Source organism: Xenorhabdus thuongxuanensis (assembly GCF_001908095.1).
GTDB lineage: Bacteria > Pseudomonadota > Gammaproteobacteria > Enterobacterales > Enterobacteriaceae > Xenorhabdus > Xenorhabdus thuongxuanensis.
The window spans coordinates 163,598-190,080 of record NZ_MKGR01000003.1 but is presented as its reverse complement, the minus strand read 5'-3'; the positions used below and the strand labels follow the sequence as shown (position 1 = coordinate 190,080).

Sequence of the window (26,483 nt, the reverse complement as noted above, 5' to 3'; positions counted from 1 at the left end):
TTTCCTTATTTAAGTTACGTATATTAGCTTGAACATCTATATCGTAACGGAAAGGTGTTTTTCTTGGTATAACCCTTGAACTCCACCCGCATAGCGGGTGGTTTTATGTTTAAGAAGCTAACGCATCTTAAACTGGCTAAAGCCATAATAAAAGCGCAAACCTCGTTATTTTTAACGAGGTTTGTCAGTATCCTGAAAGATCACAATAAAATATTTTTCGATAGATCTTTAATTTAACCTACCTTCATAACGAGCATAGTAAGCGTTACTTTTTCCTTTATATAAACAAGCGTTATCACGTGATTTAAATTTTAAATACCATGTAATCTTTTTACCATTATATTTTTGCTCAAATACATTGGAAAAATTATTTTTAGGATTAACAACATATCTTTCCCACTTCTGGTTAGATCCGGAAGGAGGTTGGGGTGTTTCAGAAGGACAACTTGCCGCTAATGCACTCCCAATTCCTCCGAACAATACTGTTGTTAACGCCCCAGCTGTTAATAAATTCTTGAACATAAACATTCTCCTGTAATATTTTTAGAAATTACTATACTTATCAAATTTTATTTGATGACGCATGCTAAATCTAAATCATCACCTGACAAAGTTGCAATTTCAAAATTTAAAAACTAATTATATTTTTATATTCTGGATTAGAAATATGATCTCTATTATCATTATTTGTAATCAACAATTATTTTACTACTATTTTCATAAGGGAAATAAATTATTGGTAATTGCAATGTCATGCACAATAACAATATTGATTTAATGCAATCTAATTATCCGCTTATTAATTAAGTTGAAAATTGGATCTATTTTATAAAGATAGATATTAAAGCAAGGGGATATTATAAAAATAATGGATACTATAAATTCGATTTATCCCACAATACCAATATCACCGGTTATCAGCATGCAACGGTTAACCCGTGTTTATCAACAGGGTGAAGTCCCGATTCTAAAAAATATAACGGCACAAATTTATGCTGGTCAAAGCTGTGCTATTGTCGGAACATCAGGTTCAGGTAAAAGCACCTTATTGAATATCCTTGGCTTACTGGATAAGCCCACCTCAGGTGAGTATTTTCTTTGTGGTGTTGATATGTCAACAGCAGATACTGACCTCAGAGCCAGAATGCGCAATAAAGAAATTGGTTTTGTTTTTCAAAGTTTTCATTTGTTAGCCGGAATGACAGCCACAGAAAACGTTGCTCTGCCACTTCTTTACCGCGGTATTTCTGCTTCACAAGCACATAAAATTGCCAGAGAAAAACTACATTTGGTTGGCCTATCACATCGTGCAGCTCATTATCCGGCAGATCTATCCGGCGGGCAGCGACAACGAGTGGCTCTTGCCAGAGCGTTGGCTGGAGAACCTTCGTTACTGCTGGCTGATGAACCTACCGGTAATCTGGATCGCCAAACCGCAGAAGAAATTTTATTGCTACTTTCTTCCCTTCATACAGACAAGGCGATGACGCTGGTCGTAATAACCCATGATGCTATGGTTGCGAACCATATGCAGCGCGAATTACGCATTATTGACGGTCAGTTGCATGAAACCAGAGGGATGACAATACATGCATGATCATCGTCAGTCTGACAACTATGGCATGTCGATACTAATGATATGGAGAGAAGCCTGGCGTAACTTAATGGCAACGGGAAGAAGTACTCTGCTTGCTTTATCGGGTATTGCTATTGGTTGCGCTTCGGTTGTGGCATTTGTTAATACCGGACATAACGCTACACTTGCTGCGTTGAAAATGTTCAGCGGGCTTGATATCAATGTCATTACAGCAAATCTAAACACTTATAATCATGGTATTGATAACCAGTCAATTAAAATGGCCGACCTGACAACAGCTATTCCGGGTCTATCTTCCGCAGCCCCTTGGATCTATTACCCTTCGCCTGGACGCTATAATGGGAAAACAGAAACATTTACCATAATAGGCTCTTCTGCGGAACTTGAGGAAGTCATGCAATTACGACTTCGCTATGGCCGATTTATCACTGCTTATGATCAGCTCTCTCCCTATGTAGTCATTGGTAATGAAGTTGCCGTTACCCTTGGTGATGGAGACCCATCCCGTATACTTGGCAAACAGATTCAGTTTGGTAACTATTTATATACCGTCATTGGTATTTTCGCTATAAAAGGGCAAAACCCTATCTTTCCTTTTTCGCTGGATTCGGTGGTGATTGCGCCTATCAATGCCATGCGAAAAATCTCACCTAATACCGATCTGAATGGCATCATTGCTCGCACTATAACAACCGCAACCACAGAAACTGATGCGAAGGATTTATTGGCATTGCTCAAGCACAGGTTTCCGGCGGTTGATATTGATGTTCGGGTAGCCCAGCAACTACTGAAAGGGCAGACAGAACAAAGCAAAACCTTTTCTTTTATGTTGATCGGATTGGCGGGTATTTCGCTGCTCACCGGTGGTATCGCAATTTCCAATGTGATGCTGATGAACGTTTCGGCTCGACGAAAAGAGATCGGGTTACGTATGGCTTTAGGCGCAAGAACTCAGGATATCCGACGCCTTTTTTTGTATGAAGCTGCTGCATTGACTTTAGCCGGCGCAATCCTTGGAACACTGGCAGGTGTTATCGTCTCTTTTCTTTTTGTCCTCTATTCTGGTTGGTCATTTTCTTTAGCCCCTTTATCTATTCCTTTAGGAATAGGTAGTTCAATCATGGCGGGACTTATCTCCGGTTTTTATCCCGCACATAAAGCCTCTCAAATGGAACCCGTACAGGCATTACGTGATGATTAAAAAATATTTTCTTTATGGATCTCTGACCTTGTTTTTCCTTTTTCCTCAAACAGGGTTGCCTGCATCTGAACAGGAACGAAAACCTGATTACAGTTTGCGACGGCAAGACTCTGGAGAGGCTATAGGCTTGTCGTTGAGTGATGCAATATCACTTGGTTTAAGAAATAACTACGCTATACGTAGTGTTTATCTGGATCGTATCGCCCAGAAATTTGATTTACGGGTGGCAGAAGATCGATTTACACCAAAGCTACAACTAAGTGGGCGTTACATTGCGGGTAAAAATCAGGATGCAACTTTCAGGAAAACTAACCTTTCTCCGAATGCCACACTGCTTACGCCTTTGGGAACGCGTTTTACTCTTTCCTGGACGCGTGAAAGCACGAGATCAGGGGTAAACAATTTTCACAATGATGGCGCAAGCATTACTGTGGTACAGCCTCTTTTACGGGGAGCAGGAACCGATGTCAATAATGCTCCGATCTTATTGGCTAAACTCCAGGAACAAACCAATAGGTTGAATTTAAAAGCGACTATTTCTGATTCAATCACACAAATTATTTTCGCATACCATGCATTACTTCGTGCTCAGGAGCAACAATCATTATCAGTCGCTTCTCTTAAGCGTATGCAGAAATTAGTCGAGATTAACAAAGAGTTGATTGATGCAGGCAGGATGGCCCAGACAGATATCATACAAACGCAGGCTGATCTGGCCATGCAGGAACTTTCGGCAAAGGAGGCGGAAAACAATGTGCATTCCACGAAGCTGGCGTTGCTTAAGTTACTTGCTCTAAACCACAAAACTCCCATCTATGCTACAGATACGCTAAAAGGAACGCATGTAAGTCTGCATATTGAACAATCAATTGCAAAGGCACAAGCACAGCAGCCTGATTACCTTATTCAATTACTTTCTGCAAAAATAGCAGATATTCAATTATTACAGGCCAGAAATAACCGGCTGTGGGATTTATCGCTGGTTGGTGGTGCATCCCAGCATCGTTCATCATCTTCTGAAGCCCGAAACTGGGAAAGTTTTGTGGGTATACAACTGGATGTTCCAATTGGAGATCTAACTCAGAAACAAGCAGAAGTTCAAGCTAAAGTAAATGTCCAGAAGCAAGCTTTACACCTGGAAGAAGTAAAAACAAATCTGGAACAAAAAACAATCAATGCTATCCGTGATACAGAGTCACGCTGGCAAGAATATCAATTAGCGATAAAAGCCAGTTCACTTTCTCAGAAAAAACTCGAAATTGAACAGGAAAAATTACAGGCTGGTCTATCCAGTAACTTTCAGGTTTTGAGTTTTGAAACTGACCTAAGAAATGCTGAAAATGCCCGCCTGAACACACTTATTCAGTATCTCAATGCTCAGGCTGAACTCGATCAAATTCTTGGTACTACACTGGAAAGCTGGGAGATAACACTCAATGATTAAACGTTATCGATGGGCCATCGCTGGCATACTTGTTGTGGCGGCTTGTTTTTTTACCTTTTTATCCTTAAAACAACCACCAACTCAGGAGTCAGTACAATGGATTGAGGTAAAACAAGCTGTTATAGAAAAACGACTTGGATTGGTCGGCCATCTACAATCTGCACGTCTTGAGACTATACCCGCTCCATTTGATGCAATTATCAAACAAGTTTTGGTTAAAGAAGGACAGTGGGTAAAATCTGGTCAGACATTAGTGACGCTTGATACCCGAAAGATTGATATTGATCTTCGGCAAGCGCAAGTTGAAATGATCAAAGCCTCATCAGTCGTTGACCAATTACATGACTGGGAGAACAGCCAGGAGGTCATCCGAGCCAGAAGAAATGTCGAAAATGCAAACCACATGGTTATAGAACTAAAAAATAATCTCGCCAAAACACAAGCTCTGTTTTCACGGGGTATCGTGCCAAAAATGGAAGTGGAAAACCTCCAGCAGCAACTTCGTAGACAACTAACGGAATTCGCTTCAATACAGGATGATCTTGCATCCATTCGACAAAAGGGAAGCATTAATAACGTACGCGTTGCAGAGATGGAGCTTCAAAATGCAACAAGCCGTTATCAGGCGCTACAAGAACAATACTTACATAAAGAAATCAAAGCGCCATTTTCGGGTGTCATGCTTAGGGCTACACAGGGAGAAAGTAAGAAACTCTTAACGATGCAGACAGGGGTTAGAGTGAGTGAAGGGATGCCCTTACTGGAAATTATGGACACAACCCAATATCAGGTACTGGCACAAGTAGAAGAAACCGATCTTGCCAAACTCAAAGAAGGGCAGGCAGTAAAAATCAGTGGCGAAGGGTTTTCTGAGCACTCTTTGGATGGAGAAATTGAAACCATTGCGATGCAAAGCGTGAGTACAGATAAACCAGGAGCTGCAATTTATTATGATGTTGTGATTAAAGTGATTTCATCTATGAATCAAAATCATCCCATCAGACCCGGAATGAGTGCCAAAGTCAATATTGTTATTTATCGCAATGAACAAGGAATTGTTGTACCAGAAGCAGCGTTAACTCGCTCTATCAATGGACAATTAACAATAAATTGGCGCCCAGATTTAAAACGTCAGGCTATACCCCGCCAGATAATTGTCGGGGAAGCAATGCCGGAAGGTATAGAGATCCATGGGCTAGAAGAGGGATTTATTGCACTGCCGCGATAGTAAAGATGCCAATTCATAAATATAGAGAAAATACAAACACATACCAGAATAAAATTCTAGTAATAGATAGAGTATTTTTTGTCAAAACCTTTCTACTTATTAAAAGATACATTTGAAAAAGTAAGATTTATTTAATAAGATGATATGGGTGATTGATTAGCCGTAATTTTTACAGAGCTCAACTATTAAAGCGCAGCTAATTTGCACAAAAAAAACCATCTATCAAGTCAAGAATAGGAAAATGGAAATGTCTGTTCCGTTCAACCATGGAAATAGCAGTGATGAAAAATCACTGATTGTGCCGATCAATTCTCAACAAGAACAGGATATGCCGATCTCAGTATCAGGAAGACAGATATATGACAATCCCGCAATTGCATATCTTGTCAGCCTTGGTTCAAGACGCAGTCGCCAAACCATGAAATCCTTTCTGGATATCGTGGCAAAAATGTTGGGATACCAAAATGTACAAGACTGTACTTGGCATGCACTTCGTCGTCACCATGTTCAAGCAATTATGGAAATGCTTTCAGATTCGGGTAGAGCTCCTGCAACAATTAATACTTATCTTTCTGCCTTGAAAGGAGTTGCATTGGAAGCATGGACAATGAAACAACTCGACACTGACAATTTTCAACATATAAAACAAGTACGATCTGTCAGGGGTAATCGGTTGCCAAAAGGCAGGGCACTTGAGCGTTATGAAATAAAAACTTTATTTTTTACCTGCGAAAATGATATCAGCACAAAAGGATTACGTGATGCAGCTATCATTGGGGTGCTTGTGGGGTGTGGACTTCGTCGTTCAGAAATTGTTTCACTCGATATAAAGCACATTATTCGTCGCGAACAAGCATTAAGAGTGATGGGGAAAGGAAACAAAGAACGGTTATCCTATATGCCGGAAGGAACATGGGAACGTTTAAACAGTTGGATAGATGAAGTGCGTGGGGATCATCCTGGTCCACTTTTTACCCGGATTCGCCGTCATGATGATGTAACCGATAGCCGTTTATCAGATCAAGCCATCTATCACATCCTTGAAACCCGTAGAATAGAAAGCGGATTAGAAAAATTTGCTCCACATGATCTGCGCAGGACTTTTGCATCAGTTATGCTGGACAATGGCGAAGATATTGTAACTATCAAAGATGCAATGGGGCATTCAAGCATCACTACAACCCAAAAATATGATCGACGTGGAGATGAACGTCTAAGAAACGCAGCCAGAAATCTGAATTTTTGACAGGAAAGATGGCCGTTATCCTGCCCTATTTTTGCGTTCAAATATTGTTCGACAAATTGCTTCATTCAGTGTTAATTATTAACCTTTCATTAATACTATGACAGGTGTATTTATATGACCTCAAAAACAACACTTTGGAGTGCTTACGGTTCAACTTCCCTTTTCGTTTTATTATGGAGTAGTGGTGCAATTTTTTCTCGATGGGGACTAGATCACAGTTCTTCTTTTGCCATTTTGACAGTGCGGTTTACGATTGCATTTCTATTTTTGTTAACACTCTGCATTTTCAAAAAACGTTTCCTTCCAGCTTCTGGAAGTAGGAATAAAGTTGCTGCGGTGGGATTATTGATCATCGGAGGATATTCGATTTTTTATTTTATGGCATTAGAAAATGGAATAACCCCTGGTATCTTGGCTACAGTAATGGGAATTCAGCCAATTATTACACTGTGGGTGATAGAAAGAAATTTCACTGCTCGCCGTTTAATAGGATTGTTTCTATCCTTCATTGGATTAGTGCTCGTTGTATTCCAAGGGTTGGTTTTGACGAAATTTTCCTTTTCAGGAACTTTTTTCGCTTTAGCTGCACTGGCCTGTATAAGCATCGGAGCCATCTTTCAGAAACAAATCCAGCAAGCTCCCTCCGAAGTGTTACCATTACAATATGGTGTAAGTTTATTGCTTTGCCTGTTATTTATACCTTTCAAACCCTTCCATATTGAACCAGCTATAGGTTTTATCTTGCCTGCATTATGGCTTGGCTTAGTGATCTCTGTAGCAGCTCAATTATTACTTTATAGACTTATCAGAGCAGGTAATTTAGTTAATGTCACTAGTTTGTTTTACCTTGTCCCAGGGGTAACAGCAATAATGGATTACTTATTTCTAGGTAATGCATTATCTATTTTAAGTATCATTGGGATGTTCGCAATAATAATCGGTCTAGCTCTGGTTTTTCGTGAAAAAAAGACAAAGGAAATTAAGAGATTAAAATAAATTCAAATAATTAACGTCATTATAATTTATATATATTATTATATTGTGGATTATGGATAAAGCGGTTGCAGCTTCAATCTCGGCAGGCGATTTCAACGGTTGAACGAGAGACTGCCCGAAATAAAGTTCGGGCAATCTATCAACGAGTAAGTATGTTATTCTACATCTATCTTGATTGGGCAAACAAATCCATCAGGCTTTATAGCCAACAAATCACATCTGAGTCGATCGACAACATGTTCTGCAGTATTGCCAAGAAACGCAGCTGATAACCCAGTTCGGCCAAGGATGCCTAAAACAACCACACCAGCATTTAGTTCATCACATATTTCAGGGATGACTTTTTCCGGTATACCTTCATGGACGTGAGTTTGCTGCTCATCAATATAGAATTTCTGTCTCAATTCTTTCATTGCAATCAAATGCTGGCCACGCAATGCCTGGTTATACACATTAGGGTCAAAGTCAGGCAATTCAGTTGCAATATTTAAAGGTGCTACTGGATAAGCACTAATGAGATGGATCAGAGGGTCTTTTACAATTCGATTAGCAAGTTCTTGTGTCTCACGCACCAATTTCAAATTCAATTCATTATGGTAAGGTTCTTCATTAGATAAATTGACAGCCACAACGGCAGAACCATTTTCTGGCCATACTTGATTTTTTACCATCCAAACTGGGCAAGGGCACTTACGTAGCAGATGCCAGTCAAGTGGAGTAAAAATCATTGATTCCAATCGGGAATGTTGATGAGCCATTTTCAATAATAAATCGTGATTTCCAGTAACAACTTCTTGAATGATGGCTTCATAAGGACGATTATGCCAAACCACTTTGATCTCAATATTAATGCCTGATTCAAGGTAGTAATGGGCTTGTTGTTTTATCCAAGCGACTCGTTGGCCTATGACACCTTTTCGCATAGCATTTCTTTCTTCTGGAGAAAGTAAGGTGGTCATTTCATATGAAAGATCATAAATAGGTAAAAACGCTTTAATCTGCCCACCGTTGCGTTGCACGATATAAACTGCACGCCTTAATGCGGGCTGATCATCCTGATTAGGGTCAATTGCAACCAAAAGGTTTTGGTAATTTGCCATATTGAGTTCCTCGTAGAGTCTGAATAGCTCTTTCATGCAGAAGATAAACCAATATAGACAACTATAACAGGGTAAGAATAAGCCAAATCAGCAAAATATAGTGATCTGGCCTAAAATTTAACTAATGTCAGGACACATTAGCTGGAGACTTGCCAACCAATTCTGATAATTTATTCATATCTTCGATCGCAATATACTTACCTTTGACAGCTAAGATGCCATTTTTCTGGAAGCGGCCAAGTAGGCGACTAATTGTCTCAACAGTCAGGCCTAAGTAATTACCAATGTCACCACGTGTCATGGTAAGGCGAAATTCACGGGGTGAAAAACCTCGCTGTGAAAAGCGACGTGACAGGTTGTAAACAAAAGCCGCCAATCTCTCTTCTGCGTTCTTTTTGGAAAGCAACAGGATCATTTCTTGGTCACCTTTGATTTCTCCACTCATCAAACGCATCATTTGCTGGCGGAGATTAGGCATTTTTCCAGAAAGATCATCCAGTGTTTCAAATGGGATTTCACATACCATTGAAGTTTCCAAAGCCTGAGCAAAACTTGGATGTTCAGTATTAATGATGGCATCAAATCCAACTAAATCACCAGCAAGGTGGAAACCTGTGATTTGTTCATCACCTTCTTCGGTAATAGTATAGCTTTTGATGGTTCCAGAGCGGATGGCATAGAGTGATTTTAGTGTATCACCGGCCTTAAATAATGTTTGCCCTTTTTGGATAGGTTTCTTACGTTCGATGATGTTATCAAGCTGATCAAGTTCATGTTCATTTAAAGTGAAAGGAATGCAAAGCTGGCTAATGCTACAATCCTGACAGTGGATTGCACAACCACCAGATTGAATCCGATGAATAATACGTTTTTCCGGGATCATAGGGGATGCTCATTAGAAGTGATTGATATGTGTAAACTTAACATATTTAAGTTGCTCTGATAAGAGTAAGATACTGTCATTAATCGCAGTATTTATCATCACTAGTGGAAAAAATAAAATTTTTTTGTATTAACGTCAGGCTTGCGTAAAATTTTATCTATTCAATATAATATATCAATCGAACTGAAATTGAATTAATAATATATGGATATAATACGCGTCGATGATGTTATTCGGTTACAAATAGATGGAATAGGGTTGTGACATGAGTGAATGGTCATTAATTGCATTTACAATGATAGTACAGAGCTCGGTTGGGCTTGTATTGATGAGCGGGATTTATACTTACTGGATTAAGCATGAGTTAAACACATGGCAACATTCAGTGACCATTTTCGTGCAAAAAATATTACTAAGAACATTATTAGTTAGTAGCGTATTGGCAGGAATAGGATTGGTTTCTTCTTTGAACATTATAGAATACCCATTTAGTGTTTATCGCATATTGCAGAACGTAATACAGGAATGGGTAAACATAGAAAAAATTTTTGCTGTCACTTACTTTGTTTTGCTGGTCTTATATACATTTTTATTTGTGATTACAAAGCGCACATATATTTATATTATGCTGGTAATTGGAGTTATTGGTTTAATTGACCTCTACTATATGGCAATGATTTACGTTAATAGCGCCATGATCACTTGGGCAAACATTAACACCTATTTTTTATTTTATAGTGCAGTATTTACATTAGGGCCTGCATTGGCACTGTCATTTATTTTCTATCCGTTAGGAAAATATCTTCGAGGAAGATTACCTATCAAATTAGTGATGGCGGCTTTGCTGGTTGTTTTCATAAGTGTCACCATGCGACTGATTGAGCAACCTGCTTATATGGAGTGGTTATCGGAAATTACAATAGTTAATGATAATGTTATTTTTCCACATCGAGCTGAATTTAATATCAAAAGTGCCTTTGTATTAAGAATGTTTTCATGGTGTTTGTATATTATTGCAATGGCAATCTGGACTTTTTCCCTATGGAAGGAAAAATGTAATCCATTGATTAATAACAATTATTATATTATTGTCGGGGCAGCTATCATGTTTGTTGCTGAAGCAGTCAATCAATATACATTTTTTATTATGTGAAACATATGATAGATAATTCATACTATCTCAATTGATTATCTTATTCTTTTCAATCTTCTTTCGACATAGCGGAAACAGTGACAACATCACGGTTTCTGTTATGCAAGAAATTCATTATGTTTATAATTTCAGTAGAAACATTTTCATTGAAATATCACTGGTGGTATTTTCATTTATTTATAATAGTGAACAAAATAAAAGTTAATTATTAATTTATCATTAATCACCCATAAATTATGTTTTATATCTATCTAAAATAAATTTATTTGGCATAATCATAATATTGCAGAATTTTTTTTATGCAATACTGAGATTGAAAATCAAACAAATTATTTTCAACTAGTTACTATGTGGTTTTATTCTCAACAAGATGTTTTCCATTAAAAAAGAAAATAAAAAATCTATTAATAATTTTATAACTATTTAATTTAAAACAAGATAAAAAACAATCAATTAAAAGGTTACTTAATCATGACTAAACCATTTCAACCTAATTTAAATATAGATGCATTGTTTTTGGGGCCAAAATCAGAAAATGCTGTTTTTTTTAGAGAGATGATGGATTATGCAGTGAGCGAACATTTGCATTGGCGTTCAGGTTTTCACCCCGAAGATTCGACCTTGATCACATCCGTTGATCGCTATGAACATAACTATAGAGAAACTCTTTATCGTACAGAAGGGATCTTAAATCAGCTGTCTGCAAAACTGAAAAACACGTCTATTCCGTTCTTTTCTCCTCGTTACCTTGGTCATATCAATAGTGATACCTTAATGGTTTCTAATCTTGCCTACGTTATGGCCATGATGTACAACCCGAATAACTGTAGTTATGAAGCATCCCCGACAACAACAGAATTAGAACTTGAATCAGGATTAGATCTTTGCCGCATGTTTGGTTATGACCCGCAGAAATCCTGGGGACATATTACTTCTGGTGGCACAGTAGCTAATTATGAAGGTCTATGGGTAGCCAGGAATTTAAAAACATTGTCTTTTGCCATATCTCAACATCCTAAAGCAAAAGATCTAACCGAACATAAAACGTCCCGGCAGTTGAAAAATATGCCAACCGCTGAACTTTTGGATCTTATTACTCAACTGCAAGAACGTGGGTTGTTTGAAGAAATTCGTGATATAACATGTCGTGGCACGGGAGTTAAAGCAGAAATCCTAGGCAAATTACTGGTTCCACAATCCAAGCACTATTCTTGGATGAAAGCCGCAGATATTTTTGGTATTGGTCAAGAAAACATTATTCCATTACCTGTAAATGAGAGCTATCAAACTGACATTGCCCAAATGCGGAAAATCACCTTTGAATTAATTGAACAAGGTGAACCAATCCTGGCAATGATTGCCGTGGTGGGAACGACTGAAGTTGGAGCTATTGATCGGATTGATGAAATCATTGCGTTAAGGAAAGAATGTGAGGAACGTTATGGCGAGTCATTCTATATTCACGTTGATGCTGCCTATGCAGGATATGCCTGTTCCATGCTCCTGAATGAACAAGGAGAATTTATAGAGTATGATAAGCTGACCAAGTATCACCGTTCGGTGGAGATTATGCCAGAAAATATCAGTTGGCCAAAGCCAGAAGTTTACCAAAGCTTCAAAGCATTGAAAGAAGTTGACTCGATTACCGTAGATCCGCATAAAGTTGGCTTCATTCAATATGCAGCGGGTGCTATCTGCATGAAAGACAAGCGCATTCTCAAATTGATCTCTTCGCATGCAGCATATGTATTTGAAGACCGTGATGATAAAGCAAATACCATCAATCGGGGAATTCTTGGTTCATCCATCATGGAAGGTTCAAAATCGGGAGCAACAGCAGCGGCACTTTGGGCTGCTCATCGTTTATTACCTTTGAATATTAATGGATATGGAAAAATAATTGCTGCGGGCATCGTCACAGCACAAAGGTTGTTGAATAAATTGGCAAGCTTACCGTCAATAGAAATCGGTAAACATCGATTTGAAGTGCATACCTTTCCATCCCCTGATTTCCATATGATCAACTTTACTTTCAAAGAAATCGGTAGCGAAAGCCTGAGCAATCATAATTCACTTAACAAACGCTTATACGAGCTTTGCTCATACTCCACAGGGCGTGCTTATACTAACGATTTTCTCACATCATCAACCATATTAGATTATAAAGAATACGGTGATACACCATGGCGCTATGCGGAGAAATGTGGTTTTAGCCGTAGTGAATGGGAGAAAGTTCGCAATATCTATGTACTGCGAGCAGCGGTAATGACTTATTGCTTACGCAATGAAGAGCATTTTGAAGAGTTTTGGCAGCAGCTTAAAGCTATCTTTGTTAAGAAACTGAACCAAATTGTTGATGAAGAAGAGAAAAAGTCTCGTTCTAAATTAGAACTAGAAGTACCATTTATTGGTTAACAAATACAAGCTTGAATATTAAGCGATATTGTTTAACTAATTGAAAATTAATTTCTTAACTCAAAAAAGAGCTTACATTTACCTAAGCTCTTTTTTATTTCAAATATTTTTATTTTATTCTCTATAAGATATCAGATTGGTTATTTATTTTTCTAATAAAATCAAATGATAAGAAATAATTACCTTGTAATTATATGAAAACTCAACAACCACCTACTAAAGTAGGTGGGTTAGTAATTAACGGACTGAAAGTCCGGATACGCATCGGCTGAACGATGTGTCAATTATCTATCCTGAAGTTATCATCTGGGTTTGGTTCAAAATGATGCTCCAGATAAGCCTTAATCATCTCTTCTGTTAACTGACCCACTGTGGCACAAAAATAGCCTCTGCCCCAAAAATGCTGCCCCCAGTAGCGCTTCTTCAGATGAGCAAACTCTTCAAACAACTTGCTCGCTGTCCTTCCCTTCAGTCGCCTCATGATCTCTGAAGGCGCTAATGTCGGGGGGCAACTCACCAGTATGTGAACATGATCTTGGCTCACTACACCACTGACTATCCTAATCTCAAACGCTTCACATGTTTGACGGACTAATTCACGCACCCGCATACCGACTTCACCTGTCAGCACTTTGTACCTGTATTTTGTTACCCACACAAAATGATATTCAATCTGGAATACCGTGGGGCTGCCATATCTGTAATCCATATTGCACCTCTCGTGCAACACAGTATCGCAGCTAAAGCTGACCGACTAAAGTCGGTGGTTTTAACCTTTCATATGGAAAAATAAATGACTCACAAGAGGATTTGGCACGGTTAAAAGATCTGGTAGATAAAGACATATTTATTATCAAGTTAAAGTACTTAAATGAAGTTAGTGATATCAATGGAATAACTTTGAGTCCCTCAGACAAGATGCCATATTTTGCCAAGGCACTTACCGAAGCAGGTTTTCAGTGCATATCAGATAAAAGTGATGGCACAGAAATTTTCGGGGGTTGCGGGCAACTAAAATCTCAGGTTAGAGATATTCGCAATAAATATCGAATCATGTAATGTGTCACTATTACGTCATAAATCTGTATTAATTTGAGTTCATAAGATGGACGCTCCACATCAAGTATCAATTTTGCCTAAAATGGCGATATTTGTTAATGAAAAGAGCGTCCGTCGCAGATCTTTTCTATTATCTATCTATCTATCTGTTTGTTTATTTTATATATTCCGTCTTTGCTTTATTTTATCCCTGTCCATATCGTCCAAAAATCTTTCTCAACAATATCCGTCTCAGCACCCAGCGATTTTTCAATATGCCTGATTAGATGAGCTATTTCTTCATCACTTAATTCATGTAAAATAGATCGACCCTTGCGCGCCTGAAAATCTGCGGCTAACTGTAAAAAATTTTTATAAGTAGTGCGTTTTTCCAAAAGAGAAAATACCTTCACTTGTTTAAAACCAACGGATTGTAATCCATCGATCACTTCAATATTGTCGTCTGGCCTGCGTTGATTTTCAAAATATTGCAGGTGAGGATAAATATCAAAGATATAACCACGAATATGTTCAGGTGATCCCGGGCGTTGGATATCTTGCAACGTTCTGTCTTGCAAAATATATACTCCGCCAGAACGCAATAAGCGATGGGCTTCAGCAAAACAAGAGTTCCTATTTTCTTGACTGATATGGTGGATAAGCGCTCTTTCAAAGACAATATCCTGGCAGCTATCAGGTAAACCAGTGCAAAGAGCATTACCTTGTTTGATAATGATATTTGGCAAACTTTGGGTATTTTCCGCTGCATCAGCCAGCATCTGCTGAGAAAAATCAACGCAAGTGACTTTTTTAGCTCCCATTTTTTGCCATGCCAGAGAATAAATACCTCCACCACAACCAATATCTGCGATCTCCTTATCGTGTGGATCCACCAGCTTCTGCATTAAATCGAACCATTCTTGTTGAACTTCACGACCAAGGTAAGTATGCCTATTTTCTGGCGCATTAAAGTTGATTGGCATAACAGTTTACTCCTTATGGTTGTTTTTATTGCATTTTATAACTTATTAATTGGTAATAGGGATTACACCTAAAGAAACGCCTAATCCCATTAAAATGATGCCAATGATACGATTGAATATGGCTTGCTTTTCTAACATTATGGTTCTAAGTTTATGGTGAGAAAAGAAGGTTGCTACTCCAATAAACCAGATAAGATGCATAAGAGACATAAAGAGCCCATAACCAATTTGTAATTCAATATCAGTGAATGGTGAAACAATTTGAGTAAATATACTGACAACAAAAAGTGTGGTTTTTGGATTTAATACATTAGTTAGGAAACCCGTTCTAAAAGAAGCTATTGAGGTAGCTTTGCTCGAATTAATATCAACATCAACTTCAGTTTTTGATGTGAGCGTTTTGTAGCCAATATAGATCAAGTAAGCCGCTCCTGCAAAAAGCATTCCATGAAACCCAAACTCGACTTGTGGACGGAAAAAGCCGAAGAGCCCGTACTTGAAATTATACAGGCACGCCGCTGGATAGAAGCACGTATGCGAGAAGGGGAGATATTAGATTCACCTACACAGTGTATTTAGCTAAGTCTTTAGGGGTTATTTTCTCAGATACATGGTCTTTATTAATAGATAGAACTATCTTTCCGTGTAATCCATCTAATGAATTATCACTTATTTTTTCTATTGTCAAAATCGCAGCTCTATTTTTAACACCAGAAAAGATGGAATCATCTTCATTTTTAAGTCTATTAACATCCCTTGGAGAATACATATCATTACTCATTATTTCTTTGGATATATCCTCAGGAAAATATAGTTGGCCTACAAAATAGAATTTATCTTCCTGTCTTTTTTGTACGTTCGAATTCCTTGCTGATAAATGAATATGTATGGCTCTTCCAGCATAAAAACCGGGGAAAATTGTGGTGAATCTGACTATGCCTTCTTTGTCTGTCCTTTGTGCCCCACGAAGAAATGTGCTTTCATCAGTTCTTGAAATCGTCCCTATATTATCAGATGGAGCTTCAAGATCTGGGTTTATGTATTTCCAGCCTGAATACTTTCCCATTGCATTACAATGCCATATATCAATAAAAATATCATGTAAAGGTTGACAGGTGACAGAATCAATTACTTTCATTGTCAATAAAAGAGGTATTCCTGGTTCATCCTCTGTTATATTCCTTCTCAGTAATTTGTTATTTATAAAATATGGACCTGACATTTCCTCTGGAGTCATCTCACAAACTCCTATATCAATACCATCTCCTTCCTTTGGTTGGCTATGTGAAGAGGCGAAAACTCCTGTTTGCATCAGAGGTAATAATGAAAATACTGCACCAGTAACACTTGCCTGTTTCAGAAAAAGTCTTCTTTCATTTTTCATACAGTGGTTCCTTATATGTCATTTAATTATTATATAGTGAATTGATAAACTATAATTTAATCTGTGGATTAAGATGGTGTCTAAATATATATAATTCCATCTTATTTAAATAGAATTAAATTATGTATCACATTAATATTAAATGAAATACATTTAATTGAGCGTTATTTAATCACATGAGAAGGCGCCAACGTAATAAACCATTAGTTGCCATAAAAGAATGTAGTACAAGTATAGTTCAAAAGAATAGTTAGTAGCTTTAATTAGATGACAGCGTCACCAATAAATCTTTCAGCGTTAGCCCAATTGCTACGATAAAACAGCTTCCCAGTATCATCATCGTTACCACAGTGCCGTATTGTGACAACAACATAGTAACTATTGGAAGTAAACTCAGAATGGTTAGATTGTTCAAACTTTCTGAGATAGCTAATATTTGGCCTTTATACTGCTTTGCCCGATTTGCCAGAATTGAAGTGCTTATCGGAGCAGCAAGGCCGAGTGTATATCCCCATAACATCAGACAAGCCAAACTAAAAAGCAAAGACAAGGGCAATAGCATAAATGAAGAACAAGTAATGAAAAGTAAGACTATTGCCAACAAAAGTGCACATTCATCTCTGATATTCAGGTATTTCACAATACTTACGGATAGATTACCAAAACCAAGCCCGATACCAAATGCAGAAACAGAGATACCAACTGCCCCTGTTCCCAAATCGTAATGATGTCTTAAAACCTCTCCGGCTAATATAAAAGCAGATACTGCTGTACCATTCCAAAATCCTTTTGCCATAAGAGGGCGTATTAAGTTTCCTTGGTATCCAAATTGAAATATCGATTGAAATGTTACCGTTTGATGAACTGTTTTTCGGGTATTAATCTGGTTTGAAAAGTATTTTTTGCTTAAAATATAGAGCAAAAAACAACCTGATGCACTCACTAAAAATGGCACCTGCCAGTAAAATAATTCAGTCAAAACACCGGCAAAAATAGGTCCTCCTGCAATTCCGGCTGTCATACCAAGCATGATAATTCCCATCGCTGACGCCTGCTTATCGGGTGGAAAAAGTTCTGCAACCAGCGCAAAAATGGTCGGAATCAAAGCGGCAGAAGCAATACCACCAAAAATACGTAAGCTAATTGCAATCTCCAAGTTGGGGGCTACCGTTAATGCTAATCCATCAAGGGACAGAAACAGCAAGGATACCAGCAATAATTTGCGTCGATTGATCCGATCGGACAACCAACCAAAAATCGGTGCTGCAAGTGCATAGGCGAGGGCATAACCAGAGACCAGCCAAGTAGCCTTGTCTGTTGTCGTTCTAAATGCCTCAGCCAAAGGCTTGAGCATGGGTGATAACATAAATTCCGTCGCACCAATGAAAAATACAATAAGTGAAAATATAAGTAGCATCATAGATAGAACAATATGTGGTGGCATATTTAAGCCTCCTCAGACTCAGATATAAGAAATGAGATTGGTATTTGATAAAATTTTTGGGGTGATGCTTAATGTTAAAGGAGAGGCAATGGCATGAAGAAAGAACAATAAACAGGGGGGAGAAATCAGCATAATGATACTAAGGATTATTAGATATGGCAATTGATCGACTCTATCAGGACAGCAACTTAGCTCAGTTTTATGATTTCGATAACGAATGGGTACCAGATTACGACTATTATATCGGACTTGCCAAAAATGCACATGCTATTTTAGATTTAGGCTGTGGCACGGGAACACTCACTAATAAAATCGCTCTAACCTATCCCGATAAGGTGGTATTTGGCTGTGATATTGCCGACTCTATGCTGGATATTGCTAAAACCAAACCAGCAGGATCACAAGTCACTTGGGTACAATCCGATGCTAAGCAGTTGGCATTATTTCAGAAATTCGACTTAATCATTTTATCCGGCCACGTTTTTCAAGTGTTCCTAACTCATCAAGATCGAGTTGCAGTACTTAAACGGATTTATGAACACTTGGCTGAAGGGGGGCAGTGTATTTTTGACAGTCGTAACCCTTTAGCAAAAGAGTGGTTGAGTTGGACAAAAGCAGATTCTAAACGTGAGTTTATCCATCCAATATTAGGCCCTATCTTGGCATGGAATGATTTTCGAGTTCACAATAGGACTGTTACTTACGGCACTTACTATCAAGTTTTAAACAACAAGCAGGAATACCAGGCATTTTCAGCAATTGCATTTGCCAGTTTTACTGAGATCCAGCAAGCACTAGCTGACGCGAATTTAATTGCGACAAATGTATTCGGTAACTGGCAAGGAGAAACTTATCATGATCAGTCAGAAGAAATGATTTTTATCGTAAGCAAGAATAAATGAAAATATAAAGGAAAACTCACTGCCAGCATTTACTAACAGTGAGTTCATTTACTTTTTACTTAGTTGTGGTTGCTTCAATATCAAGTATGTTAATCGGGCCAGCATTTCCTGCCATATCTTCACCGTATGCGCAAACACGCCATGGTGCTTCAGATTTTGCCAACATTGTTAACCTCCAAGGATAGCTATAACCTGTTTTGTCATCACAATTCGTTGTTGCTTTAGGCCCATATTTAATTTGTATACTTGAGATCTCATATGGACGAACGTTGGCTGTTATACGCCAAACATCCCCATAATCATCCTTATTTAACATGGGTTTAATTGACGGTGGAGTATTATCAACTTCTCGCAACATAACAGAGGCATCTTTTGTTTTTTGCCATTGGCCATCATTATTCTGGTGAATAACACAGAGTTTATAGATGCCTTCTTTGTTAGGAACCAGCATGTTTTGCAGCGGACTTTGACTTGCAGGAATAGAAGCACTGTATCCTGCTTCAGCAGAACAATTGACATCACTGATTAATCCTGTTTTATATCGAATATTCTTAACGTTAGCATTTTCCTTGATAACGATGTCCCATTTTGCTTTCTCACCACCAACAGGATTAACACTCTGAGTTGTCCAGAGTGACCAAAGTGGACTTCTTTCCAGAATATTACCGCTGTTATTTTCCAGTTTAGATAGATCTAACTTGCTATCCTTTGTCAATGCATTGGCAATACTATCGACAGGGATAAAATAGCTAGCTCCTTCTGTCGGAACGCCTTTATTGTTTTCGATAGTACAAGGTCTGCCAAGTCCACAGCCAGTCATTCCTGATGTTACTGTTGTATTCAGTACACCAATCACGCCTGTTTTATCTTTCTCAAAAACAGGGGAACCTGACGTTCCACCAGCTACACCATCGCAATTCACAGAGAAAACCGGAGCCCAAATCCACGGAGAACCACCCTCATATAAAACGGGTGATTTTCCAGTGATATTACACTCAGATTTTCTGATATAAGCGTAATTGTAATCAACGTTATCGACAGGAATATGAGTCAACACAATAGGTTGATGTTTCATATCAAGGTCTTTCTTCAACTTCAAAGGATAATAGCCTTTTTTCGCTAAGTCACCATAAGTTTCATCCAATTGTAATACCGCAATATCTTCATATTTCATCGTTGAATATAAAATACGGTTGACTTTTATTGGTGATAACTCATCTTTCTTATCAATGAAATAATCCGGGGTATATCGCCAATATTCAGGTGCAGGCTGATCAACGATGACATCATTTGTGCCTACATTGCTATCTACACAATGCCCTGCGGTAAGTATTAATGCCGGTGTATCCTTATTCGGTACATTTTCACCAGAAATCAGGGTTGCTGTACAGTGTGAGGTTCCATTTAATTTACCAACGGTTCTAAATTTTTCAGCGTCAGGATCGGTTGATTTTATCAACGGAGCACCATTATTATTTGGAGCTAAAAAATTAGTTAAATCCAAGGCACTTGAACTTGCTGAAAAACCCAACAAACTAATTAATAAAGCTTTGCTATAAGTCACAATTTTCCTCCTTTGGATCTGTTTAATGACTTAAATTAATTATCTAATTTAATCATTATTCAATTCTACCAAGGTGATTTGTGCCAAAGTGAGTACAAAAACCTAAAAATCTCATGCCCTAAAAAAACTCACTGCCAGTCATTGCCAACAGTGAGTTTTTGTTATCAAAACATATGCAATTTTGATTAACTAGAATTTCCAATTGGCATTCAGGAATACACCATTATCCTTATGACTGCTTGATAAAACACCATTATACCCCAGTGACAGTTTAGTATTTTTATTAATTTCAAATTCCGTACCTGCCTTAACGACAGCAGAATCCCGTGCGGCTGAAACACTGTTGACAGTAAACGGGGTATCGCTATTGCTAAAACTTAATTTAGAGTCACGCTCTACATTGCCAAACTGATGTTGCCAACCCAATTCACCATATGCTCCTACAGTGATTTCGTTTTCGGTCTGCCATTTTTGATCGACACGTAAACCTAATGTGGAGAAGGTTACATTTTTCGATTGTTTATTACCGTTTAATGCAGCGGCACCACCATGTTCATTAATGCCTTCATTACGGAAATTAACATAAGACAGGTTAGCGAATGGTTCCAGATTTAGCCAAGAGGTATTTATTCCGTAAGCTGTCTCAGTAAATAATTGACCGGTCTGAGCACCATATTTCGCTTTCAGATTGTCGGATTGACGACCAAAAGCAACCGAACGTTTGGTATCAAAACGATGCCAACTGTAAGTAGCGCCGGCACGCAATGCCAAAGCATCAATCTGTTTGCTACCGTATAGAGCCAAATGAAAATTGTTACTATGTGCTGAAGTGTTATATCCACCATTCAAAGAAGAGCGGGTATATCCGGTAGCGACACCGAGCCGCCAATCATCGCCAAACTCTTTATCCGCTCCTAATAACACACCATAGTTGGATACACGATAACCATTGACTTCACTGTTACCATTAGCGCGTTGCCAATTACCTATTATTTGCCCCCAAGCACCGTTTTTATCAGTTTTAATATCCTGTTCGATGGTTCTACCATGAGCCTGACGCAAACGGGTATTCAGGGTATCGCGTATATAGCGGCTATTATTGATTTGTGCCGCAGCAATATCAGCATGGATCTGCCCAGAAGAAAGTTGCTGAAATGCTTGGCGGGCTTGCGCCGTTGTATCAAACATCAAGATACTCTCATAAACCGGATGACCCAAACTCAGTTTATCAGCAGCATTAGCTACAGCACGTTCATTAGCAGTCATTCCTAAACTGGCAAATGTGGTGGAATTACGTTTTATATCTAACATCACTCGGTTAGTTTGGTAACTAAGTTCAGTACCAACGAATAAATAATTTGGCACTACAGTTGCAAACTTGCCGTTGATACCAAGGTTTGCTTGCAGAATATTATATTGCTGTCCAAGCAAACTACGGACTTCTTGCTTCGATAACAAGTTACTACTATTTTCCAGAGTGACTTGCACTTCACCGCCTTTCAACGTTGCTAACCCATTGCTGATAATACGATCACTATGACCCAGGCTATTTGGTACAACTTCTACCAGATAATGTGAACCAGTTAGGAAAGTAACATCACGATCAACTTTCAGAGTACCACCAGAACTTAGGACAGAGTTAGTACTTAAGTTACCGGGTGCAATATTGGCGCCGGAATTGGCTAAGAGTGAACCGACTGTACCATCCCCTCCAAAAATAGCACCATTTTGCACAGTAACATCTGAAGTTATGGAGCCGCTAACCAGTAAACGACCTTGTTCTACTAAAGTTGGCCCTTTATAGATGTTATTTTTACCGGCAAGTTCGAGTGTACCGTTACCGATTTTCGTTAATCCACCGTGACCGGATATATCATTACCCCAACTGTCATATGCACACTCAATACTATTACAGACTCGTTCTACAGTAGTGTCTTTCTCAACTATGCCGCCAATACCTGGAATTTTTTGTACCTGGTGCGGACAAACAGTAACTGGCAGTATAATCACAACTCGTTGATGAAACGTTAATTGCGTTTTCCCTAGTCAGATTGGCAACGCTGAGGTAGTTTTTCAATGCGTCAGGGAAGAAATAGGGCATACCCGCATGTAACCAAGTGACGTTATAGTTATTTGCATTTCCCGCGGCAAAAACAACTAATTTCCCATGACGTGCTGCGCGCAATAGGCCCGCAGTTCTTGTTGTATAGTCATCGAGTTCTGGAATTGGAGTGCGGCTTAACCGATCCAAATCATCCTTAATTGGTGTGACATAATTAGTAAGATCTTGCAATGTGACTGGATAATACTTGATTGTCCCATTTTCCCATCGTTTAGGTTTACCGTGTTCATCAGTTTCATAGGAGGGGCGAACACCCCAACTGTTATTAATGACACGTGCGTTGCTTTGGATCATGGCTTCTGTACGGTTATAGGGGTTTTGCAAATATTTCCCTGTAATCAAACCCGCATCAAATGCTACACCATGCATTTCCTTGCCGTCCCTGTTTGCTGCAATAATCCCAGAAACATGGTTCCCATGAGCTCCAAAACTGATAATCCCAGTGTCGGGATTTTTATCGTAATTCCAGGTATCGTCTGGGCTTAAAATTTTTAGTTTGCCTGCAAATTCAAAATGGTTGGTAACGGCTTCATCCAATACACCAACATTAATGCCTTTTCCTGTGTAACCACGAGCATAGGCATAATGAGCACCAATAGCAGCTAATCCCCACTGATGATTAAATTCATCTGATAACCAACTATCTGGTGAGTTTTTTTTACCCTGTTCCTGATATTCAGAAGCAGCCATTGAGGTACTAATAGGTAATAATCCAAAAAATAATGTCATCCACAGAAAAATCGGTCGTGCCGAATTGTTTTTTTTCATAATAGAGGTTCCCTTTTTCAAAAAGTGGAAACTTTCAATTCGCTGTTTTGCAAATCGCTCCTTGAAAAGTTCTTATTAATAAAATCGATGACGATAATTGAGATGTAACAAGTAGGCTATGGTGAGATTCACCTATATTTGGATTAGCTACAGAACAATGCAGACCATAGATATTCTCTGCCTACAAGTTGCTATAGCATAATAATTGAACTCAAAGTGCAAGGAAAATATTTAACTTTATTATAACCATTTTATAACAATGCAAGAATAATATACATAACATCACCCTTTTTAAAGTTCCTTTTAAATGGCATGATTTTGGCGTTTCGTGAATTAACTGAACGCCAATTGTTATTAATTTGTGATTTTTTGTAGTTGGTTACTATTTATAATGTTTACTTGGATGATGGTTTATTCGATGATTGTTTCTATCATTCCTTGGCTATGGTCAAGGTTTTGTCATGACACCATTGCTTAATATAGTTTTGACTTTTGTTAGCGTGAGATTCGCAGGTATGGCATCAGGGGTAATTGCAACTTTGCAACAAATTGGAGCCGCTTTTGGTGTTGCTGTGGTTAGCATAATAATCCAATGGCACTTTAATAAAATAGAGACATTGTTTTTTGTTACATACCAAAAAATCTTTGTTTTCAGTACGTTTTATAACGTCATAGCTGCTTTTATCGCATTTTACTTATTGAAAAGATTACATCGGAAAAAGTAGAGTAAATCACGAGGATATCAAAAGTGATCAGACCATTTACAGAAGCAGATATGGATGCGGTTCTATCTATTTGGTTGGAAGCTTCTATCAAAGCTCACAATTTTGTGGCGGCTGAATTTTGGCAATCGCAAGTAAAAAACATGAGAAATATCTATATTCCGGCTTCAGAAGTTTATGTCTATGTACAGAGTTCTAACGTTGTCGGTTTTTATGCGCTTCACGAAAATAGTTTGGCTGCGGTTTTTGTATCACCAGATAAACAGGGGCAAGGAATTGGCAAGGCATTGGTGAATAATGCCAAAAAACGAAGAACTGAACTCACGCTATCGGTTTATCAGCAAAACCAAGCAAGTTATGAGTTCTATTTATCGCAAGGGTTTCATGTTGTTAGCGAAGAAGTCGATGAACATACTGGATGCCAAGAGTATTTTATGTGCTTAAAGAAACTCTCCTAGAGGCTTAACAATAGCTTGCATTAGTAATGTGATGATTTTTCAATCCAATTGATTGCAAATAGAGCTGCTATTGTGTTGTTATTAAACAAAAATGCCAAAAACACGGTGTACTGTGTTTTTATCCAGCCTTATTAATAACGAGTAACTTATTCTTGAGATTACTCAATAAAAAAGGAAAAATAGATTTAAATGGGAGGAACTCTACTCTCGGCTCAAACTTTTGAGCCGAGCTTTATGCATAATGAACTGAATATTGTTTATTTACATACCATACAAATAATTTTCGCTTTCTTCACCAACATCTTCACGAACTTGCTCCAGTGCCTTAGCATAAGATTTAAGTAGTTTCAGTGTATAGTTAACACGGTTTTCAAATATATCATCGTTACAAATCAGATCGTTTGAAATCAAACTTTCACCCTGGCGGAAGATTAAATGGTCAGGTAAAAAACAAACATGATTATTTTTAAAACCTGTCATTCGTAATTCGCAAAGAGGATAAACACCATTAATTCCACTTGATACGCTCGCCAATAATGCTGGTTTATGGCCTAATTCTGCTATAGAACAATGTAACAGAAGGTTTTTCAACGCCGGAGTTGACATTCCATGCCATTCTGGAGTAACAAAGATAAATGCTTTACTCTTTCTTAAATGTTGTGCAATTGGCTGCCAAGGATGAGATTCCGCTGATATATCTGTTGTATAACCATCATGTAATGGCAATTCTACACTGGAGAGATCCAGAAGCTCTATTTCAGTAAATCCATATTCACTACTTAATTTTTGCAAATAACGAGCTACACGTTGGCTGAGCGAGTCTGGGCGTTGACTGCCTGAAATTATAGTAAGCTTCATTGATTTTCCTGTTATTTTTTAATAGATAATTAAACTGTAGGGTTATTAGTTTTTTCTGTCTGATTTCGGGGAATAGAAAGCCAAACAGCGATAATGATCGTGCATGCCCCGAACATTTGTAGTAAGGAAAATGTTTGTTTTAGAAATAAATATCCTAAAATACAAGCAGATAATGCGCTGAGAAATCCCAAAAAAGAGATTGTCACAACAGGTAATTTTTCAATTCCTCGAAACCAAATAATATAAGAAAACACTGCACCGATTATGCATAAATAGCCGTAGCCAAGCATATTGGTTACGGTAAGATGCTGTGGTAAACCTTCTATGAAAATAGCGACAGGCAATAACATTAATCCTCCAAGAATTAATTGCCAGCCGGTAAAACTGAGTAATGATAAATTGGCGGGACGGTTCCAATATTTCGTCAGTACAACCCCTAAAGCCATACAACCGCATCCTGCGAAACCCGCAACAACGCCTTGCCAATTTAGACTAGTGGTTGAATTCAATACTAATAAACTGATCCCAATAACACCCAATATCGCCGAAATAATGTGTTTTATTGTAAGGGAAGTTTTCAATATACAAGTGCTTAACAATATAACAATTATGGGTTGGCAAGCCATGATTAATGATGCTGTTCCACCTGGAAGATATCCTGCCGCAACAAAGAGAAAATAGAAGAAAGCACCGATATTGAGTAAGCTCAATATCATAATACGTAACCACCAAATTCCTTTTGGCATGGTACGGCAAATCAACAATAATAATATACCAGCAGGTAACGCTCTAACGGTAGAAGCTAGCAAAGGCATATTGGGCGGCAATACTTCTGTCGTAATAATGTAAGTGCTTCCCCAAACAATTGGGGCTAGCGCAGTTAGTAACATATTGTGGATAGATCTAATTTCTGACATGTTGCTGTCCTTCTGATTTGTTTGTTTTTCATCCTACTCATCACTTTTAGTAATTATCAA

The 26,483-nt window shown here is 38.2% G+C and carries 25 protein-coding genes and 1 pseudogene; 13 read left to right on the top strand and 13 right to left on the bottom strand.

The features are described from left to right. Positions 1-228: 228 nt before the first annotated feature. Positions 229-522, bottom strand: a complete 294-nt coding sequence (locus tag Xentx_RS03620) for a hypothetical protein (protein WP_074018911.1) — start codon at positions 520-522, stop codon at positions 229-231. Positions 523-868: 346 nt separating this feature from the next. Here Xentx_RS03620 and Xentx_RS03615 point away from each other — a divergent pair, with 346 nt between their 5' ends. The 6 genes from Xentx_RS03615 to Xentx_RS03590 all read left to right on the top strand — a co-directional run bounded on the left by Xentx_RS03615 (position 869) and on the right by Xentx_RS03590 (position 7,712). After that, on the top strand, positions 869-1,597 hold the full coding sequence (locus tag Xentx_RS03615) for an ABC transporter ATP-binding protein (RefSeq protein WP_074018910.1): 729 nt from the start codon (positions 869-871) through the stop codon (positions 1,595-1,597). Next, the gene (locus tag Xentx_RS03610; protein ID WP_074018909.1) at positions 1,590-2,798 is read left to right on the top strand and encodes an ABC transporter permease; all 1,209 of its coding nucleotides are present in this window, start codon (positions 1,590-1,592) and stop codon (positions 2,796-2,798) included. The genes Xentx_RS03615 and Xentx_RS03610 overlap by 8 nt, the downstream gene beginning before the upstream one ends. Next, complete coding sequence (locus Xentx_RS03605; protein WP_074018908.1) at positions 2,791-4,242, top strand: TolC family protein; 1,452 nt, start codon at positions 2,791-2,793, stop codon at positions 4,240-4,242. Before Xentx_RS03610 ends, Xentx_RS03605 begins: the two co-directional genes overlap by 8 nt. Continuing rightward, complete coding sequence (locus Xentx_RS03600; RefSeq protein ID WP_074018907.1) at positions 4,235-5,470, top strand: HlyD family secretion protein; 1,236 nt, start codon at positions 4,235-4,237, stop codon at positions 5,468-5,470. Before Xentx_RS03605 ends, Xentx_RS03600 begins: the two co-directional genes overlap by 8 nt. A 328-nt stretch (positions 5,471-5,798) precedes the next feature. Beyond that, positions 5,799-6,716: a tyrosine-type recombinase/integrase gene (locus Xentx_RS03595; protein ID WP_244149818.1), complete on the top strand. Its 918-nt coding sequence runs from the start codon at positions 5,799-5,801 to the stop codon at positions 6,714-6,716. A gap of 114 nt (positions 6,717-6,830) precedes the next feature. After that, positions 6,831-7,712 carry a DMT family transporter gene (locus Xentx_RS03590; protein WP_074018905.1) on the top strand — a complete coding sequence of 294 codons (882 nt, stop codon included), beginning with the start codon at positions 6,831-6,833 and terminating at the stop codon, positions 7,710-7,712. A 155-nt stretch (positions 7,713-7,867) separates the two neighbouring features. Here Xentx_RS03590 and uspE read toward each other — a convergent pair whose 3' ends face one another. Beyond that, on the bottom strand, positions 7,868-8,812 hold the full coding sequence (gene uspE, locus Xentx_RS03585) for a universal stress protein UspE (RefSeq protein ID WP_074018904.1): 945 nt from the start codon (positions 8,810-8,812) through the stop codon (positions 7,868-7,870). Positions 8,813-8,939: 127 nt separating this feature from the next. Further along, complete coding sequence (locus tag Xentx_RS03580; RefSeq protein WP_074018903.1) at positions 8,940-9,695, bottom strand: FNR family transcription factor; 756 nt, start codon at positions 9,693-9,695, stop codon at positions 8,940-8,942. 265 nt (positions 9,696-9,960) lie between these two features. Between Xentx_RS03580 and Xentx_RS03575 the strand changes: the two genes are divergently transcribed. Both Xentx_RS03575 and Xentx_RS03570 read left to right on the top strand, forming a co-directional pair. Further along, positions 9,961-10,848 carry a dimethyl sulfoxide reductase anchor subunit family protein gene (locus Xentx_RS03575; RefSeq protein ID WP_074018902.1) on the top strand — a complete coding sequence of 296 codons (888 nt, stop codon included), beginning with the start codon at positions 9,961-9,963 and terminating at the stop codon, positions 10,846-10,848. 471 nt (positions 10,849-11,319) lie between these two features. Beyond that, positions 11,320-13,263 carry a pyridoxal phosphate-dependent decarboxylase family protein gene (locus Xentx_RS03570; protein ID WP_074018901.1) on the top strand — a complete coding sequence of 648 codons (1,944 nt, stop codon included), beginning with the start codon at positions 11,320-11,322 and terminating at the stop codon, positions 13,261-13,263. Positions 13,264-13,543: 280 nt separating this feature from the next. On the opposite strand, the gene tnpA is transcribed toward Xentx_RS03570, so the two are convergent. Then, the gene (gene tnpA, locus Xentx_RS03565) at positions 13,544-13,972 is read right to left on the bottom strand and encodes an IS200/IS605 family transposase (protein WP_074018900.1); all 429 of its coding nucleotides are present in this window, start codon (positions 13,970-13,972) and stop codon (positions 13,544-13,546) included. Positions 13,973-14,073: 101 nt separating this feature from the next. On the opposite strand from tnpA, the gene Xentx_RS03560 reads away from it, so the two are divergent. After that, positions 14,074-14,322 (top strand): hypothetical protein, encoded by a 249-nt coding sequence (locus Xentx_RS03560; RefSeq protein WP_074018899.1) that lies wholly within the window; start codon positions 14,074-14,076, stop codon positions 14,320-14,322. Positions 14,323-14,501: 179 nt separating this feature from the next. On the opposite strand, the gene Xentx_RS03555 is transcribed toward Xentx_RS03560, so the two are convergent. Both Xentx_RS03555 and Xentx_RS03550 read right to left on the bottom strand, forming a co-directional pair. Further along, complete coding sequence (locus Xentx_RS03555; protein ID WP_074018898.1) at positions 14,502-15,284, bottom strand: class I SAM-dependent methyltransferase; 783 nt, start codon at positions 15,282-15,284, stop codon at positions 14,502-14,504. Between the two features lie 45 nt (positions 15,285-15,329). Then, positions 15,330-15,728, bottom strand: coding sequence for a LysE family translocator (locus Xentx_RS03550; RefSeq protein WP_074018897.1), 399 nt, complete (start codon positions 15,726-15,728; stop codon positions 15,330-15,332). A 15-nt stretch (positions 15,729-15,743) separates the two neighbouring features. On the opposite strand from Xentx_RS03550, the pseudogene Xentx_RS19515 reads away from it, so the two are divergent. Next, positions 15,744-15,863 (top strand): annotated as a pseudogene (locus tag Xentx_RS19515) (hypothetical protein); the annotation flags it as partial. Here the strand turns inward: Xentx_RS19515 and Xentx_RS03545 are convergent. Both Xentx_RS03545 and Xentx_RS03540 read right to left on the bottom strand, forming a co-directional pair. Continuing rightward, entirely contained in the window at positions 15,847-16,668 is an 822-nt protein-coding gene (locus Xentx_RS03545) for an intradiol ring-cleavage dioxygenase (protein WP_074018896.1), read from the bottom strand. The pseudogene Xentx_RS19515 and the gene Xentx_RS03545 sit on opposite strands and share 17 nt — an antisense overlap. A 259-nt stretch (positions 16,669-16,927) precedes the next feature. Continuing rightward, a complete protein-coding gene (locus Xentx_RS03540) occupies positions 16,928-18,112 on the bottom strand; it encodes an MFS transporter (protein ID WP_074018895.1) in 1,185 nt (394 codons plus the stop codon). A 155-nt stretch (positions 18,113-18,267) separates the two neighbouring features. On the opposite strand from Xentx_RS03540, the gene Xentx_RS03535 reads away from it, so the two are divergent. Continuing rightward, complete coding sequence (locus Xentx_RS03535) at positions 18,268-19,014, top strand: class I SAM-dependent methyltransferase (RefSeq protein ID WP_074018894.1); 747 nt, start codon at positions 18,268-18,270, stop codon at positions 19,012-19,014. Between the two features lie 55 nt (positions 19,015-19,069). Here the strand turns inward: Xentx_RS03535 and Xentx_RS03530 are convergent, their stop codons facing one another. The 3 genes from Xentx_RS03530 to Xentx_RS19925 form a co-directional block, all read right to left on the bottom strand. Continuing rightward, positions 19,070-20,578: a trypsin-like serine peptidase gene (locus Xentx_RS03530; RefSeq protein ID WP_074018893.1), complete on the bottom strand. Its 1,509-nt coding sequence runs from the start codon at positions 20,576-20,578 to the stop codon at positions 19,070-19,072. Between the two features lie 189 nt (positions 20,579-20,767). Next, a complete protein-coding gene (locus Xentx_RS03525) occupies positions 20,768-22,588 on the bottom strand; it encodes an autotransporter outer membrane beta-barrel domain-containing protein (protein ID WP_339373696.1) in 1,821 nt (606 codons plus the stop codon). After that, positions 22,518-23,468, bottom strand: coding sequence for a S8 family peptidase (locus tag Xentx_RS19925; RefSeq protein WP_339373695.1), 951 nt, complete (start codon positions 23,466-23,468; stop codon positions 22,518-22,520). Before Xentx_RS19925 ends, Xentx_RS03525 begins: the two co-directional genes overlap by 71 nt. Positions 23,469-23,929: 461 nt before the next feature. On the opposite strand from Xentx_RS19925, the gene Xentx_RS19920 reads away from it, so the two are divergent. Both Xentx_RS19920 and Xentx_RS03515 read left to right on the top strand, forming a co-directional pair. Next, positions 23,930-24,193 carry a hypothetical protein gene (locus Xentx_RS19920; RefSeq protein ID WP_074018892.1) on the top strand — a complete coding sequence of 88 codons (264 nt, stop codon included), beginning with the start codon at positions 23,930-23,932 and terminating at the stop codon, positions 24,191-24,193. A gap of 23 nt (positions 24,194-24,216) precedes the next feature. Beyond that, positions 24,217-24,648 (top strand): N-acetyltransferase, encoded by a 432-nt coding sequence (locus Xentx_RS03515; protein WP_074018891.1) that lies wholly within the window; start codon positions 24,217-24,219, stop codon positions 24,646-24,648. A 261-nt stretch (positions 24,649-24,909) separates the two neighbouring features. Here Xentx_RS03515 and Xentx_RS03510 read toward each other — a convergent pair whose 3' ends face one another. Together Xentx_RS03510 and Xentx_RS03505 are read right to left on the bottom strand one after the other, a co-directional pair. Next, on the bottom strand, positions 24,910-25,506 hold the full coding sequence (locus Xentx_RS03510; RefSeq protein ID WP_074018890.1) for an NADPH-dependent FMN reductase: 597 nt from the start codon (positions 25,504-25,506) through the stop codon (positions 24,910-24,912). 29 nt (positions 25,507-25,535) lie between these two features. Continuing rightward, complete coding sequence (locus tag Xentx_RS03505; RefSeq protein ID WP_074018889.1) at positions 25,536-26,423, bottom strand: EamA family transporter; 888 nt, start codon at positions 26,421-26,423, stop codon at positions 25,536-25,538. Positions 26,424-26,483 lie beyond the last annotated feature (60 nt).